At 49.4% G+C, this 15,653-nt stretch carries 14 protein-coding genes; 6 read left to right on the top strand and 8 right to left on the bottom strand.

What is annotated here, in order from left to right; all coding sequences use genetic code 11:
• Window positions 1–224 precede the first annotated feature (224 nt).
• Both ung and TSUB_RS13835 read left to right on the top strand, forming a co-directional pair.
• A complete protein-coding gene (gene ung, locus TSUB_RS13840) occupies window positions 225–884 on the top strand; it encodes a uracil-DNA glycosylase (protein WP_087022090.1) in 660 nt (219 codons plus the stop codon).
• 172 nt (window positions 885–1,056) lie between these two features.
• Window positions 1,057–1,593 carry a hemerythrin domain-containing protein gene (locus tag TSUB_RS13835; RefSeq protein WP_246616372.1) on the top strand — a complete coding sequence of 179 codons (537 nt, stop codon included), beginning with the start codon at window positions 1,057–1,059 and terminating at the stop codon, window positions 1,591–1,593.
• A 102-nt stretch (window positions 1,594–1,695) separates the two neighbouring features.
• Here the strand turns inward: TSUB_RS13835 and TSUB_RS13830 are convergent, their stop codons facing one another.
• A complete protein-coding gene (locus tag TSUB_RS13830; protein ID WP_087022087.1) occupies window positions 1,696–1,878 on the bottom strand; it encodes a DUF3545 family protein in 183 nt (60 codons plus the stop codon).
• Window positions 1,879–2,131: 253 nt separating this feature from the next.
• Here TSUB_RS13830 and TSUB_RS13825 point away from each other — a divergent pair, with 253 nt between their 5' ends.
• A complete protein-coding gene (locus TSUB_RS13825; RefSeq protein ID WP_087022083.1) occupies window positions 2,132–3,592 on the top strand; it encodes an alanine/glycine:cation symporter family protein in 1,461 nt (486 codons plus the stop codon).
• Window positions 3,593–3,662: 70 nt separating this feature from the next.
• Window positions 3,663–4,448, top strand: coding sequence for a peroxide stress protein YaaA (gene yaaA, locus TSUB_RS13820; RefSeq protein ID WP_087022081.1), 786 nt, complete (start codon window positions 3,663–3,665; stop codon window positions 4,446–4,448).
• Window positions 4,449–4,539: 91 nt separating this feature from the next.
• Here the strand turns inward: yaaA and panC are convergent, their stop codons facing one another.
• The 7 genes from panC to sfsA form a co-directional block, all read right to left on the bottom strand.
• Complete coding sequence (panC, locus tag TSUB_RS13815) at window positions 4,540–5,427, bottom strand: pantoate--beta-alanine ligase (protein WP_087022078.1); 888 nt, start codon at window positions 5,425–5,427, stop codon at window positions 4,540–4,542.
• Window positions 5,428–5,439: 12 nt separating this feature from the next.
• Entirely contained in the window at window positions 5,440–6,231 is a 792-nt protein-coding gene (gene panB / locus TSUB_RS13810; protein ID WP_087022075.1) for a 3-methyl-2-oxobutanoate hydroxymethyltransferase, read from the bottom strand.
• Between the two features lie 24 nt (window positions 6,232–6,255).
• Complete coding sequence (gene folK, locus TSUB_RS13805; RefSeq protein WP_087022072.1) at window positions 6,256–6,756, bottom strand: 2-amino-4-hydroxy-6-hydroxymethyldihydropteridine diphosphokinase; 501 nt, start codon at window positions 6,754–6,756, stop codon at window positions 6,256–6,258.
• Window positions 6,753–8,150 carry a polynucleotide adenylyltransferase PcnB gene (gene pcnB / locus TSUB_RS13800; protein WP_414718384.1) on the bottom strand — a complete coding sequence of 466 codons (1,398 nt, stop codon included), beginning with the start codon at window positions 8,148–8,150 and terminating at the stop codon, window positions 6,753–6,755. The genes folK and pcnB overlap by 4 nt, the downstream gene beginning before the upstream one ends.
• A gap of 105 nt (window positions 8,151–8,255) precedes the next feature.
• Window positions 8,256–9,140, bottom strand: a complete 885-nt coding sequence (gluQRS, locus tag TSUB_RS13795; RefSeq protein WP_087022067.1) for a tRNA glutamyl-Q(34) synthetase GluQRS — start codon at window positions 9,138–9,140, stop codon at window positions 8,256–8,258.
• A gap of 57 nt (window positions 9,141–9,197) precedes the next feature.
• Window positions 9,198–9,647, bottom strand: coding sequence for an RNA polymerase-binding protein DksA (gene dksA / locus TSUB_RS13790; RefSeq protein ID WP_087022064.1), 450 nt, complete (start codon window positions 9,645–9,647; stop codon window positions 9,198–9,200).
• Window positions 9,648–9,781: 134 nt separating this feature from the next.
• Window positions 9,782–10,486, bottom strand: coding sequence for a DNA/RNA nuclease SfsA (gene sfsA / locus TSUB_RS13785; RefSeq protein WP_087022061.1), 705 nt, complete (start codon window positions 10,484–10,486; stop codon window positions 9,782–9,784).
• Between the two features lie 135 nt (window positions 10,487–10,621).
• On the opposite strand from sfsA, the gene hrpB reads away from it, so the two are divergent.
• On the top strand, window positions 10,622–13,114 hold the full coding sequence (hrpB, locus tag TSUB_RS13780; RefSeq protein WP_087022057.1) for an ATP-dependent helicase HrpB: 2,493 nt from the start codon (window positions 10,622–10,624) through the stop codon (window positions 13,112–13,114).
• Between the two features lie 143 nt (window positions 13,115–13,257).
• Complete coding sequence (mrcB, locus tag TSUB_RS13775) at window positions 13,258–15,609, top strand: penicillin-binding protein 1B (RefSeq protein WP_087022054.1); 2,352 nt, start codon at window positions 13,258–13,260, stop codon at window positions 15,607–15,609.
• Window positions 15,610–15,653 lie beyond the last annotated feature (44 nt).

Genomic DNA, 15,653 nt, shown 5'->3' with positions numbered 1-15,653 from the left:
GTTACTGCTTTTTGATTTAGTCCACTAGATCTTCAAAGCAGTGCCTCGATGGCAAACCTAGAAACTCTCGCTGAACAAGCACCTTGAGGTGGCTTGAGTATAAAGCCTAACGCATGTAAGGACTGGAAAATTAGACAATTAATGGGACGAAATAGGCTTTGATTGTCATTTCTCTCTGTTTTGAAGGAAAATGTTTCCTTTGATAATGAGTAGCAGGAGTTGAGATGAGCAGTTGGGAGACATGCTTACAGGCTGAAAAGCAAAAAGCATACTTTACTGAGATGATGGCGCATATCGACGCTGAGAGGGCTGCTGGGCAGGCAATCTACCCACCTCACGATGATGTGTTTAATGCATTGACCGCTACACCCCTTGAAAAGGTTAAAGTCGTCATTCTTGGCCAAGATCCTTACCACGGTCCTGGGCAAGCGCATGGGCTTTGCTTTTCCGTGTTGCCGGGCGTAAAAACGCCGCCATCACTAGTGAACATGTATAAAGAGCTTGAGACGGATATAGATGGCTTTGTCACGCCTGAGCATGGTTATCTGCAGTCTTGGGCAGAGCAGGGCGTGTTGATGTTAAATACGGTACTGACTGTGGAAGAAGGTAAAGCGCACTCTCATGCTAAATTGGGTTGGGAAACGTTTACGGATGTCGTCATAGAGACGGTTAACCAAGAGTGCGAAGGGGTGGTGTTTATACTTTGGGGAGCACACGCGAAGAAAAAAGGCCGCCGCATTGATACGCAACGTCATCATATCCTAGCGGGTCCTCACCCTTCACCATTGTCGGCGTATCGCGGTTTTTTTGGCTCAAAACCTTTCTCAAAAACCAATACGCTATTGGCCGCTATGGGGAAAACAGAAATTGATTGGCAAGTTTAAAACGATCGAGTTAACAATTTTGCAAACACTTTAATGAGATTTTCACTTTACTGATGTAGCTCAATTCTTGAGCGTATCGCCTCTCCTTACACTGAAACGGATCCGATTCAACTGCTTCTTATACCATTTGGGGATGGTCGAAGCAGGCAGACAGGGAAATGAGGAGGGCATTATGCTCAAAAATATTCACCAAGAGCACAGCCAGATGGCTCGATTGTTGCGTTTGCTGAGGGATAAGCTGCGTATCATCGAGAAGGGTGAGCGGGAAGTGGAGTACCCGCTGATCAAAGTGGTTGTTGAGTATTTGCAAACACGTGCAGATAAATATCATCATCCCAAAGAAGACATTTTGTACCACCACCTTGTTGCGCATTATCCAGAGCAAGCCAAGCTGGTGGATGACTTGGAGAAAGATCATCAAGCCTTAGCGGCACTGACTGAGCAGTTTGCGGATACACTGACGATGATCCTGATGGATGCGGTGATCCCATTAGATATGTTGGCGCAAAGCCTGACAGAGTTTGTCGACCGACAACAGGCCCATTTAGAGTTTGAAGAACGCGAAGTATTGCCGTTGATTCAAAAACTGTTCACGGATCAAGATTGGCAAGCCGTTAATAGCCAATGGCATGACGAACAGCCTGATCCCTTGTTTGGTGAGCGGGTGGAAAAACGTTATGAAGTGCTCGCGCAACGGTTGGCCATGTAAGATTAGTGTTGGTTTTTTGTTGCTTGGGATAATATAAACGCGGCACAAAAGCCGCGTTTATTGCTATTCGGGAAGTGTTGCATTTCGTCTGTAGGTTAAGGGTTAAATATCGACATCATCTAATGAAAAATCACCGAGTTGGTCAATTTCCATCAGTTCTTTACGTAAGCGTTGTTTGTCCTTCAAAGCCTCTATTTCACGCCATTTTCGTTTCTGAGGTTTACTGCGAGTGCCGCGTTGCGGGCGTTCCACTGTCTCATAATTGTCAAAAGCGAAGCTATCCATAAGCCACCTCTTCTTACGTGTAAGGTCATAGTTTTAATATCAAAACGATTTAAAAATAAAATTGACTTGTTTCACATATGTTGCCATTGGATGAATTATTTATGCTCAAGCAAGAATAGGATCACACAATGCTAATTTAGCGCGACGTGATGGTTTTTGTTACGAGAAAGATCATGCCTTGCCAAGCTTCAGGTATACTTGCCACATCTCAATGGATAGTTGGCCTAGTCATTTAGTAAAAAGGAGCGGTAACTTGGCGTCATATATGAGCTTTTTTAAAGATCTCCTCTGGGGATCTGTGCTGATTTATCTGCTGCTAGGCGCGGGGCTTTACTTTTCGTGGCGCTTGAATTTTCTACAGATCCGTCACTTCCGTCACCTCTTTACCGTTATGAAGCACAGTCGACGTCATAGTGCTCAAGGCCTCTCGCCCTTTCAATCTTTGTGTACAGGGTTGGCTGCACGTGTTGGGACGGGGAACATGGCCGGGGTCGCGATTGCGTTGACACTCGGTGGCCCTGGCGCAATTTTTTGGATGTGGTTAATTGCTATTTTGGGGATGGCGACAGCCTTTGCAGAGAGCAGTTTGGCACAGCTCTATAAGACGCGAGACCAGCAAGGTATTTTCCGAGGAGGGCCAGCGTATTACATGGAGCATGGCCTGGGTATGCGTTGGATGGGCATTCTGTTCTCTGTCCTCCTGATTATCTCATTTGGCTTAGTGTTTAACGCTGTGCAGGCTAATGCTATCTCAACAGCGCTCTATTTCGCTTTTGGCTGGTCTGAACAATGGGTAGCGGTGTTACTAGTAGTGACTGCTGGTGTGGTGATTTTCGGCGGTTTGAAAGCCGTTGCGCGAACAACGGAAGTGATTGTTCCTTTTATGGCAATTGGCTATGTGGGTATCGCTTTTTACATCACTGCGACGCACATTACTGAGGTCCCTTCGATCATTATGTTGATCGTGAGTAGTGCCTTTGGGTTGAATGAAGCGGCATCAGGTGCAATGGGCTATACCATTGCGCAAGGGGTGATAAATGGCTTGCAACGTGGCTTGTTTTCAAACGAAGCGGGTATGGGCTCAGCGCCCAATGCGGCCGCATCGGCTGACCCCTATCCTCCGCATCCTGCCTCGCAAGGATATGTTCAAATGCTTGGGGTCTTTGTCGATACGTTAGTGATCTGCTCTGCGACCGTGGCGGTTATTTTATTGTCAGGCGAGTTTGTGCCTGGCGGTGAGGTCTCAGGAATTGAGTTGACTCAGCGCGCATTAACTGCAGAAGTAGGAAGTTGGGGAGGCACTTTTATTGCCATCGCCATCCTGTTTTTTGCCTTTACCTCTGTGGTGGCGAATTATGCCTATGCGGAGACTAACTTTTTGTTCCTCGGCAAACGGGGTGGCGTCGCCTTGATGCTATTTCGTGTTGGGGTGCTCTTTATGGTGTGGTTTGGTTCGATTGCTTCTCTGCCAACGGTATGGACTATGGCTGACGCATCGATGGGGTTGATGGCGATTGTTAACTTGCTAGCCCTGTTTTTGTTGTCCGGTACGGTCGTTAAGTTAGCGAATGATTACTGGTCTCAATGGTCTCGTGGTAAAGTGCCGCACTTTGACCCTTCTGCCTACCCTGAACTTTACGCCCAAATTGATGAGTCTGTTTGGGGGCCGGCAAAAGGTGGACAAGGAAAAACCGATGGCAGCAATAGAAAATAGCCGTTGGCCTCAACAGGCAGAGTTTTGATACGCTTTGTTATAACGAAAAAGAGAAAGTAAGGAAGTCGATATGCTCATGGTGGTCTCACCAGCGAAAACGTTGGACTATACCTCGCCGCTTGCGACAACAACAACCAGTCAGCCAGAGTTCATTGCGCAATCTGCTGAGCTAATTGAAGTGTGTCGTACACTGACCCCAGCCGATATCTCAAGCCTAATGAAGGTGAGTGATAAAATTGCTGGTTTAAATGCCGCACGTTTTGCAGAGTGGTCAGAGACGGTAACCTCGGATAATGCACGCCAAGCGCTGCTCGCGTTTAAAGGTGATGTTTATACAGGCTTAGAAGCTGAGACCATGAGCGAAGCAGATTTTGCTTGGACGCAAGATCATTTACGTATCTTGTCTGGCCTGTATGGGTTGTTGAAGCCCTTAGATTTGATGCAGCCTTACCGTTTGGAAATGGGCACTAAACTAGCGAACCCTAGAGGCACCAACTTGTATCAGTTTTGGGGCAACACCCTGACAGATAAGTTTAATGCGCTCTACAAGGAACGTGGGGAAAGTGAAGATGCGGTGTTGATTAACCTTGCCTCTAACGAGTACTTTAAAGCGGTGAAGCCAAAACAACTGAACGCAAAAGTGATCACGCCTGTCTTTAAAGACTGTAAAAATGGGGTCTATAAGGTAATTAGCTTCTACGCTAAAAAAGCGCGCGGCATGATGGCGCGTTACATTGTTGACCACCGTATCGAGGATCCCCAAGCCATTAAAGCGTTTGATGTGGCGGGTTACTATTACAGTGAAGCTGATTCGACAGCGACTGAATGGGTATTTAAGCGCGAAGAACAATCGTAAGTGGATTCGAACTACTCAAGACACTTCAAGTATAGAAAAAGCCCTGCACAGGATAGCCGTGCAGGGCTTTTTTGATTGTTGGCGTTGGCGGCTACTCTTCGCTTTCGTCAGCAGTAGCGTCTTTCGGCTCAGGTAGATCGACGACTTGGTTGTCAATGAGACGCGCTTTACCGAGGAAAGCAGCAATAAGAATCACCACTTGCGTCGTGTTCTCATCAATCGGTGCAAGGCTTTTGGCATCGACGAGATCGATCTGATCGGGTTCTAATCCTGCAGCGCGTAGCTGATCTTTTCCGTCCAAAATCAGATCGGCATAGTCATTACGGCCGCCGCGAATCTGGCTACTGATCCAGCGCATGGTTTTAGAGAGAACCGGAGCGCGTTGACGCTCATCGACAGTGAGGTAGCCATTGCGTGAGCTCATGGCTACGCCATCCATCTCTCTCACGGTCGGAACACCGATGATTTCGATGTCCATTGCCATGTCGATGACCATTTGGCGAATGAGCGCCAGTTGTTGGTAGTCTTTTTCACCAAAACAAGCGACATCAGGACTGACAATGTTGAACAACTTTGTGACAACAGTAGACACGCCTTTAAAATGCCCCGGTCTTGCGGCACCCTCTAAAATGCGCCCTAAGGTTGGCACCTCGACATACGTTTGCTTATCGAGGCCGTCTGGATACATGATGTCCGGTGTTGGGGTAAAGACAAGTTCAACACTCTCTTGACTTAACTTGGTTAAATCATCGTCTAATGTGCGCGGGTAGGCGTCAAGATCGTCGCTTTTGTCAAACTGCATTGGATTAACAAAAATACTGGCGACGACCACATCGGCATTTTCACGAGCAGTGCGGACTAAAGTAAGGTGACCGTCGTGAAGGTTTCCCATTGTAGGGACAAATGCGATGCGCTTGCCTTCCTGCTTTAACAACTTAATCTGTTCACGTAGCGACGCGATATCAGAAAATGTTTGCATCATGCATCCTTATTAAAATGTATGCTCTGGACCTGGGAAGCTACCCTGCTGCACTTCTTCAATGTAACGGCTTACGGCTGTGCGTAAGTCACCCGTTTCTTGAAGGTAGTTTTTCGAAAAGCGAGGCATGTAATTGGCTGATATTCCAAACATATCATGCATGACCAAGATTTGACCATCGGTTTTGTTACCCGCTCCAATGCCGATCACAGGGACATCTACGGCTTGGGTTATGCGCTCTGCGAGATCACCCGGCACACACTCTAATAGAATGATTTGTGCGCCTGCTTTGGCGAGCAGAATAGCATCTTTTACCATCTGTTCTGCGGCATCATGGTCGCGCCCTTGCACTTTGTAACCGCCAAAGATGTTGACGGATTGAGGGGTTAACCCCAAATGCGCACAAACGGGCACAGCGCGCTCTGTTAGCATTCTCACGGTGTCAGCAAGAAAGGCACCGCCTTCTAGCTTCACCATATTCGCACCCGCACGCATGAGCGTTGCCGCATTCTGGCATGCCTCTTCCGGGGTGGCGTAGCTCATGAATGGCATATCTGTCATTAAGAGCGATTGGCTATTGCCCGCGCGCACAGAACGTGTGTGATAAGCTAAGTCTTCAACACTGACATCCAAGGTATCAGCTTTACCTTGCAATACCATGCCCAGTGAGTCACCGACAAGAACAACAGGCATCTCTTGCTCTTCGAATAACTTACCGAAGCTAGCATCATAAGCCGTGACAGACGCGAACTTACGACCCTCTTTTTTCCAAGCAAGGAGGTCGTTGATAGTAATTTTTTTCATAATTTCTCCCAAAGCCTGATAAGACTACGCTGTGCCTTCGACAGGTGCAGACCATACCGTTAATCCGTTACGATCAACCTGAGTAAGTAGTGCTTGTACGCGACTACCGTCAGGCAGGGTCAAATCAGGGGCGATTTCGGCGAGTGGATAAAGCACAAACTCTCGCACTTTCATCCCATAGTGTGGGACAGTGAGGCGAGGCTCATCAATGACGCGATCGCCATAGAGCAATATATCCAGATCTAAAGTTCTTGGTCCCCATCGCTCTTCTTTGCGCTCGCGGCCATGCTCAAGTTCGATGGCTTGCGTAGTATCTAAGAGACGAATTGGGTCAAGAGTTGTGGTGATCTCGACAACCGCATTAATGTAGTCCGGCTGGTCGGCCGGACCCATAGGTTTGCTGCTGTAGAGTGACGAAGCCGCTGTTACAGAAATTCCTTCTGCCTGTTTCAGCGCTTCGATGGCAGCCAGCGCTTTTTGGTCTGGCTTGCCCAAGTTACTCCCAATGGCAATATAAGCAATCATGCTTCACTTCCAGAGGTCGGTTTCTTTTTGCGTCGTTGCTGAGGTCGACGACGACGTTTCTTGGCTGGGCCACCTTGATTGATGACTTGCACCATTTTTTGCTTCTTAACGCGGTCAGCGCTTTGGAAAGCGCGCCACCAATCGGCTAGCTCACGCGTCTCCTTCGCTTCAAACTCGGCGCGCATTTCAAGCAGATCATAAGATGCTCGGAACTTTGGCTGCTCAAGTAGTTTGAATGCGCGCTTGCCTGCACGGCGCGACAGGCGTAGTTGGTTTTGCCAGATATCACGGATCATCGCCGTAAAGCGACGTGGAATTGCGGTACTACGTACTTGCTCATCGAGGATATCATTGGCACAAACTAAGAAGGCATCGTAAAACGCAAGGCCACTGGTGAAGGCCATCTCTTCTGCGCGTGTCGTCAACGGATACCAAAGCATCGCTGCAAATAAAAAGGCAGGGTTGATACGCTGGTCTTCTGCGATACGGCGGTCGGTTGATGCCAACACATGCTCAAGCATGCGCTCACACTGACTGCGTCTATCTTCGGTGAAGTGGTCGCCAATCAGTGGGAAAAGCTGTTCAAATAGACCGTAATCGCGCAACATGCGGTAGGTTTCAAGACCTTGTCCCGATTGCAGTAGCTTTAGGCTCTCTTCATAGAGGCGAGCTGCGGGAATATCACGCAGTAAAGGCGCGAGACGCTCTATCGGATCTGCGGTGGCTTCTTCAATGTCCATGTCGAGTTTAACCGCGAAACGAACGGCACGTAGCATACGCACAGGGTCTTCACGGTAACGGGTTTCTGGATCACCAATGAGGCGAACGACACGATCGTCAAGATCATGAATGCCGCCCACAAAATCTCGAATGGTAAAATCAGCAATGCTGTAATAAAGCGCGTTGACGGTAAAGTCACGGCGCTCGGCATCTTCTTCGATGGTGCCGTAAACGTTATCACGCAGCAGCATGCCTTGTTTGGATTGCGCTGAGACCTGCTTTTGTTCTGCCTTCTCATCATGGTGCCCACGCAGTGTGGCGACTTCAATGACATCACGGCCAAACAAAATATGCGCTAAACGGAATCGACGTCCAATCAAACGGCAGTTGCGGAAAAGCTGTTTAATCTCTTCCGGTGTCGCATTTGTCGCTACATCAAAGTCTTTCGGTTTTGTGTCGAGTAAGAGATCACGAACACCACCACCCACTAAATAGGCCTCAAAGCCTGCTTTATTCAGGCGATAGAGTACCTTCAGTGCGTTTTCACTGATGTCACTGCGTGAAATACCATGGTCCTGACGCGGAATCACCTGCACAGCAAGCTCCTGTGTTGGTAGGTTTTCTTCGTTGCGATTCAGTACCTTACGGCAAAAACTGGCAACTCGATTTAAGATAATACACCTCGTATTTTGTATCTCTGGGTAGCGAACAGCGGCAAATCATACCTTAAAGGTGCGATTTTGAGAATGTTTCTCTACCTAAAGGCGTGGTATCGCAACTTATTCGGGGTAAGTTATTTCTAGTCTGTTAGGTAAAACATCACTGTGCCAACGTTCGACTCCCCATGCGAGTAGCGTTTCTGGCGATGTTGTTTCTGGTGCTTCATGAACGGGTAGTCCAAGGTAACCCATCGCCGCGCGAAGAGCAGGAATCGGCTGTTGCCTGTCGATAGCAGGTGCTTGATTCTGCTTTGATAGTTTATACCCTTCCTGTGTGACAGCCAGTGGAAGATGCAGGTATTTCACTTCTGGCACACCGAGTAAGCGGTAGAGGCTTATTTGGCGGCCTGTTGGCTCGATAAGATCAGCACCGCGCACGACTTCCGTTACCCCTTGCGCAATGTCATCGAGCACTACCGCGAGGTTATACGCGTATAGGCCATCTCGGCGGCGAATAATAAAGTCCTCTTGCGCTAGCTTCTCTGGGATTGTCATTGTGCCATAACGTTGATCTTCAAAAGAGGTGATCACATGTTGTTGATGCAAACGGATTGCCGTATCGCCTTGTGGCAAATGACGATCTCGACATGTCCCTGGATAGTAGCCACCCACTTCTTTGATCTGCTTTCTGGAACATTGGCAAGCGTAGGCGATACCCTCTTTTAACCATGTCTCTATCTGCGCCTGATAAGCGCCATGACGTTGGCTTTGATAGATGATCTCGCCATCCCAGTGCAACCCGTAAGCCTCAAGTGTACGGAGTATATCGGCAGATGCGCCGGGCATTTCTCGTGGCGGATCGAGATCTTCAATACGCACTAACCACTGACCATTTTGCGCTTTTGCTTGCAGATAGCTGCCTAAGGCTGCGAGAAGAGAGCCAAAATGGAGTGGGCCTGAAGGTGAAGGGGCGAATCGGCCAATGTAAGATTGAGATAATGTCATGGTATAAACTTAAAAAAGGGAGCAATGCTCCCTTTTTCTGGTGTGAATGCAGTAGGATTAACCTGCCATCTGCTTCTCTTTGATTTCTGCCAACGTTTTACAGTCGATGCAGAGATCTGCAGTTGGACGCGCTTCAAGGCGACGAACACCGATTTCAATGCCGCAAGATTCACAAAAGCCGAAGTCGTCATCTTCAATTTTTTGAAGGGTCTTCTCGATCTTTTTGATCAGTTTACGTTCGCGGTCACGGTTGCGAAGCTCTAAACTGAATTCTTCCTCTTGCGCAGCTCGGTCTACAGGATCAGGGAAATTGGCTGCTTCGTCCTGCATGTGGTGAACAGTACGATCAACTTCTTCACGAAGCTGGTTACGCCATGCTTCGAGGATCTTTGTGAAGTGCGCCAGTTGGTCCTCATTCATATACTCCTCACCTGGTTTTTCCTGGTAAGGATTCACCCCAGCAATAGCCAGGATTCCTAGCGATTTCTTAGCGTTGCTCTCTGGCATATAGCTTCTCCTAATATACCTTCTAACCGTCACTGGTTAAGTAGGGCGGTATCTATAGCAGAAAGGAAACTGAGTGGCAATTCTGTTGCACGCGATATTAAAGTCTCTGTGATTAAAGCAACATAAAAATCCACTTAGTGATGAAAATTTATGCGCTTGCACAGGCTAATCCCCTCGGGGGTGATATCGGCGTTGTAGCACAGTATTTCTACGCCAGCTTTTTCCGCTTGTTCAAGTAAATTTGCGTATGCCGGGTCTATATGGTGTGCCGGTGACACTTTTTCAATGCCTGAATGCAAAACAGCGAAAAAAATTATCGCTCTGTGTCCTTGTTGCGCCATTTCCATCAATTCCCTGAGGTGCTTTTGGCCACGTTGCGTCACCGCATCTGGGAAATAGCCTTGGTTGCCTTCAAGCAAAGTCACGCTTTTGACTTCGACATAGCATTTCAAGTTATCGGTTGATTCTAGCAGAATATCGATACGGCTGTTTTCTTGGCCGTAGCGAACTTCTGTTTTTATTGTTGCATAGTGTGACAGTTCGCTAACTTTGCCGTCTGCAATCGCTTCCGCAACCACGGTATTGGCGCGGGCTGTATTGACACAAATCCAGTGCCCTGCTTGTGTCACTGAAATTTCCCAACTGTTTGGGTACTTTCGTTTTGGGTTGTCAGAGGTGGAGTACCAGACTTGGTTGCCGGGTTCGGCACAACCTGTCATCGCACCTGTGTTAGCACAATGGATAGTACGTGTGGTGCCATCATCGAGTTCAATATCGGTGAGAAAGCGTTTGTAGCGCTTGAGTAAGGTTGCGGATTGCAGTGGCGCGTTAAATTTCATACTGGACTCTCTTTCATTCTCTTTCCTGCCCCGAACCCCTTATGATTGGGGAGGTTGGGGAAACAGATTTTATTCATCGTTTGATGGTACACTTTGCCACAAACGTTAAACAGTGTATTCCAAAGCGAGTTCTGCATGTCCCAGCCGGCACTGCCCATTGACGAAGTACTGCCAGTACTCCTCTCATCTCTTCAACAACAGACGCAAGTGATTCTCAAAGCCCCACCAGGGGCCGGTAAATCAACCCGCTTTCCGCAGCATTTAATGGCACAGTTTTCCCCAGAGAATCGCATTATATTGCTGGAACCTCGTCGATTGGCTGCCCGCAACATTGCCCGGTTTCTCTCGAGTCAGTTGGGTGAAAAGGTAGGCGAGACCGTCGGTCTTCGTGTGCGTGGCGAGACGCTCACTAGCGCAAAAACCAAGCTAGAGGTTGTGACAGAAGGTGTCTTGACCCGCATGGTACAGAGTGAGCCTGAACTCGATGGGGTGGGTTGCATCATTTTTGATGAGTTTCATGAACGTAGTCTGCATGCCGATACGGCACTGGCGCTTTGCCTTGATGTTCAAGCCGCACTGCGTGAAGACCTGCGTCTTGTCGTGATGTCTGCCACCTTAGATGACTCCGCACTTCGGGCGTTAATGCCTGAGGCTGTTTATGTCGTGTCAGAAGGGCGGAGTTTTCCTGTGGAAATGCGCTATCAACCTATCGAGAGTGGCGTTAACCCAAACGCAGCGATAGCAAATGCGGTGTGCGCTTTGCTCAGCAGTGAAACGGGCTCAATGCTGGTTTTTTTACCTGGCGTTGGTGAAATAAAGCAGTTGCATGAGAGGTTGATGGATTGCGTGAGTGATGATGTTGATATCTGTCCACTCTATGGCCAGCTAGAGGCAACGGCGCAACAAGCGGCGATCATGCCCGCGTCACGCGGCCGGCGTAAAGTCGTATTGGCGACAAATATTGCCGAAACCAGTTTGACGATTGAGGGCGTACGGTTAGTTGTTGATAGCGGGTTAGAGCGCACATCACATTGGGATCCTAAGGCCGCGCTTAATCGACTAGACGTCAGCAGAATTGCGCAGTCTTCAGCAGAGCAACGCGCAGGGCGTGCAGGGCGATTAGAAGCGGGTATCTGTGTGCGTTTATACAGTGAATCTAGCTTGCAAAGCCAGCCGCCTCAGCCCATCCCTGAGATTCTTCGCAGTGATTTAACCCCACTTGCGATGGAGTTACTGCAATGGGGATGCGTTAACGGAGAGAGTTTACATTGGCTTGATGCGCCGCCAAGAGGCAACCTCAGTCAAGCGCAGGCTTGGTTGCAATGGGCGGGGATCTCGAAGGATAACGGACAACTGTCGACATTAGGGCAAAAGGTCGTGACGGTTGGAGGTGAGCCTCGCCATGGTCTTATGATGGTTTATGCACAGCAGTGGGGTGACGCAGCGATGCGTTGTGCCGCATACCTTTTGGCGCTGTTGGAAACCCCATTACGAGGGCAAACAGGCGCAGATTTGGTTCGTCAAATCGTTCAGCTCGCAGACAAGCCGCAAGGTCACCGTCGTCACTGGCAAAGAGCGAAGCAGTGGGCGGGGAAAATGGGTATCCAACTCGGCCGAGAGATTGAATCTCAATGGGTCGGCCTGTTATTGGCGGCTGGGTATCCGGATCGTATTGGACAGTCTCGCGGCCAGGGGGGGCGATTCGCACTTTCCGGAGGGCAGGGGGCCGTTGTTGATGAAAGCGATCCGTTAGCCTTGCATGGAGCGATTGTCGTTGCTGATATGATGCGTACTCGACAGGGTGATGCCAAAGTGTTTAGCGGTGCTGAAATCGATCTTACGCTTGTCGCTGAGCGGTTACCTCATTTAATTATCGAGCGCGAGTGGTGTGATTGGGATGACAAGCGTGGAAAGCTGATTGCGGAGAAGCAGACTTGCTGCGGTAAGCTAGTCATATCCAAAAAAGCACTGCCATCGCCGACGGCAGAGCAGTCGAGCTTAGCGATTTTGCATGCGATTCAGCGCAAAGGCTTAGCGTCATTACCGTGGGACAAGCGCACCGAGTGCTTAGTGCGACGCGCGCGTTATGCGGCGCAGCTGCAATCTGCGCAGGCCATCAACCTTGCCATAGCGCTGCCGGATTTGAGTGATAACGCGTTACTTGCCGCTGCAGACATGTGGTTGCTGCCTTTCTTGCAAGGTGTCACCCAATGGCAAGCCGTGCAGAGCATTGACCTTTACAGTGCCCTAGAAGCGCATCTGGGCTGGGATACGGTGAAGTCTTTGAATCAGTTACTGCCAACACACTATGCCGTGCCGACAGGCTCCAACGTTCGGTTACGTTATTCAGAGACTAGTGCGCCAGTTTTGTCTGTCAGAATGCAAGAGATGTACGGTGAAGCGGCCACGCCCATGATCGCAGATGGACAGATTGCGCTGGTGGTTGAACTACTGTCGCCAGCACAGCGACCTTTGCAAGTCACCCAGGATCTTGCTGCATTTTGGCGAGGTAGTTATAAAGACGTGCAGAAAGAGATGAAAGGCCGTTACCCAAAACATATTTGGCCTGATGACCCAGCGACACATGTCGCAACGACGAAAACGAAGCGCCACTTTAGTAGTAAGTAAAGGCGATCGTTTTAGTTTGTCTGTTCGTTGACATACGCGATGCAATGTTGCGGTAGCCTGCGACTGTTTCTCGTTGTTTTTTCGTTCCTAAGTGTTTTTTAGGATCACATTTTTATTCAGTTTCAACCAGCACGGAAAAGGCCATGGCCGAAAGAAAATCGCCCGCAAAAAAAAGAACAAGCGCGAAAACCAAAACGACAACCAGAAAACGCCGCGCAACGAAAAAACGCACAGTTAAAACAAAGCCGTCGCGCCGCTGGGGGCGTTGGCTATTCGGATTCACCGTGAAGCTGAGCTTACTGGCAATTGCTGTGTTGGTTGTGGTGGGTATCTATCTTGATGGTGTGATTCGTGATCGGTTTGAAGGCCAACTGTGGCATCTCCCCTCTGTGGTTTATGGTCGTGTGTTAACGCTTCAGCCGGGCCAGAGTATTTCCCACGCGGCAGTGCTCAAAGAACTAGAGGTACTGCGCTATCAGAAAGTGGCGACGCCGCGCCGTCCGGGCGAATACTCTGCGTCATCGACTCGCATTGAAATGATCCGTCGACCCTTTGAGTTTGTGGAAGGCTTTGACCCTGAGCGTCATATCATGTTGACGTTCAATGATAGCGGTCTTCAAAAAATAGAGCGTGTCGGGCAGGGTGGGCAGCTGGGTTTCATTAATATCGAACCAAAAATGCTGGGTATGCTGGAGTCACGTAGTGAAGAGCAGCGTTTGTTTGTCCCAAGAGAACAATTGCCTGAAGTGCTGATTGACGCGCTGCTGGTTACTGAAGATAGAGACTTTTACCATCACGATGGTGTTTCCCCGCTCGCCATTGTTCGTGCGATGTTGGTGAATGTGCAAGCAGGCCGCACAGTGCAAGGGGGAAGTACCCTGACTCAACAGTTGGCCAAAAATATGTTCTTGAGTCGTGAGCGGACGTTATGGCGCAAGCTGCGCGAAGCGTACATTGCGATCATTCTCGACTATCGCTACAGCAAAGACAGTATTCTTGAAGCCTACATGAATGAAGTTTACCTAGGGCAGAGTGGGGCAGACGCGATTCATGGTTTTGGGCTTGGGGCGCGTCTCTATTTTGACCGTCCATTAGAAGAGCTGCGTGTTGATCAACTGGCGATGTTAGTCGCGGTTGTCAAAGGGCCTTCTTACTACAACCCTTGGCGGAACCCAGAGCGTGTTACTCAACGTCGGGATTTAGTGCTTAAGCTGCTGTTGGAGAATGGCAATTTAACCGCGGGTGAGTATGAGCAAGCGGTGTCTCGTGGTTTGGATGTGCAATCTCAGGCGCGCATCGCGTCGCGTCAGCCAGCTTATTTCCAACAACTGCGTCGCGAGATCAATACGCATGTGGGGGATAACTTTGAACCCGGCATTGGCTTACGCGTGTTTAGTACCTTAGATCCGTTGTCACAACAATCTGCAGAGCAAGCCGTTCGGCAGATGGTGCCAAACTTGGGGAAAAACCTGGAAACCGCGATGGTCGTGGCGGATCGCCGTTCAGGTGAAATTCGCGCGATGATCGGGGGGGTAAACCCAGGTTATGCGGGCTTCAATCGTGCGCTAGACGCTCGTCGTCCAATAGGATCTTTGGTGAAACCTGCGGTCTACCTTAGTGCGCTTGCCGATCCAAGTCGTTATCATCTCGGCACAACGCTAGACGATAAACCGATTCAGTTAAAGGGAAGCCAAGGCTCTGTTTGGCAACCCCGTAATTACGATCGTAAGTTTAGCGGTGAGGTGCCCTTGTATCAGGCGTTAGCGCGCTCACTAAACGTACCAACGGTCAACTTAGGGATGGCTGTTGGGTTGGAGCAAGTGAAGCAGACGATGACAGAGCTCGGCGCACCCGCCGCTGAGATCCCGACGGTGCCGGCGATGTTGCTCGGCAGTGTTAGCTTAACGCCGTATGAAACCACTCAGATGTTCCAAACCATCGGAAGCGGTGGCCAGCGAGCCCCCTTAACCGCGTTGAGAGCGGTGTCGGACATAGAAGGGAATGTACTTTATCAGTTCTGGCCAAGAGCCTCACAGCAAGTACCTGAGCAGGCAGCATGGTTGACGACGTTTGCGATGAAGCACGCTGTTGTGAGTGGTACAGGACGGCGCCTACATAGCCAATACGCATGGGCAGCCTTGGCTGGCAAAACCGGGACCACAGATAACAACAGAGACAGTTGGTTTGTGGGCATTGATGGGCGTGAAGTTGCCACGGTATGGATAGGTAAAGATGATAACAGCGATACTGGACTGACTGGTTCGAGCGGTGCTTTGCGTTTATACCAGAGCTATCTAGAACGTCGAGTGCCTGAACGTCTTCAGCTCAGTTGGCCAGCTCAGTTGAGTACGGCTAAGTATACAAAACAGCAGTCAGGTCGCCTCAAGTTGGACTGCCGTGGCAAGATGGAACTGCCTGTGTGGGATAAAGACGGTGAGCTCAAAGACGCTTGCAATGACCCATTGGGAGGGTTTATTCAGCGATTGTTTAATTGATAAGGCGTATTGAGAGAAAAGTTCAAGGCGACCATTTGGTCGCC

It is taken from the genome of Thaumasiovibrio subtropicus (assembly GCF_019703835.1).
In the GTDB taxonomy this organism is placed as follows: Bacteria; Pseudomonadota; Gammaproteobacteria; order Enterobacterales; family Vibrionaceae; genus Thaumasiovibrio; species Thaumasiovibrio subtropicus.
This window is presented reverse-complemented; position numbering and strand designations above follow the sequence as displayed.

Coding starts and splice junctions, on each gene's coding strand:
- ung (WP_087022090.1), top strand. CDS start 225: ATGAGCAGTTGGGAGACATGCTTACAGGCTGAAAAGCAAAAAGCATAC.
- TSUB_RS13835 (WP_246616372.1), top strand. CDS start 1,057: ATGCTCAAAAATATTCACCAAGAGCACAGCCAGATGGCTCGATTGTTG.
- TSUB_RS13830 (WP_087022087.1), bottom strand. CDS start 1,878: ATGGATAGCTTCGCTTTTGACAATTATGAGACAGTGGAACGCCCGCAA.
- yaaA (WP_087022081.1), top strand. CDS start 3,663: ATGCTCATGGTGGTCTCACCAGCGAAAACGTTGGACTATACCTCGCCG.
- panC (WP_087022078.1), bottom strand. CDS start 5,427: ATGCAAACATTTTCTGATATCGCGTCGCTACGTGAACAGATTAAGTTG.
- panB (WP_087022075.1), bottom strand. CDS start 6,231: ATGAAAAAAATTACTATCAACGACCTCCTTGCTTGGAAAAAAGAGGGT.
- folK (WP_087022072.1), bottom strand. CDS start 6,756: ATGATTGCTTATATTGCCATTGGGAGTAACTTGGGCAAGCCAGACCAA.
- gluQRS (WP_087022067.1), bottom strand. CDS start 9,140: ATGACATTATCTCAATCTTACATTGGCCGATTCGCCCCTTCACCTTCA.
- dksA (WP_087022064.1), bottom strand. CDS start 9,647: ATGCCAGAGAGCAACGCTAAGAAATCGCTAGGAATCCTGGCTATTGCT.
- sfsA (WP_087022061.1), bottom strand. CDS start 10,486: ATGAAATTTAACGCGCCACTGCAATCCGCAACCTTACTCAAGCGCTAC.
- hrpB (WP_087022057.1), top strand. CDS start 10,622: ATGTCCCAGCCGGCACTGCCCATTGACGAAGTACTGCCAGTACTCCTC.
- mrcB (WP_087022054.1), top strand. CDS start 13,258: ATGGCCGAAAGAAAATCGCCCGCAAAAAAAAGAACAAGCGCGAAAACC.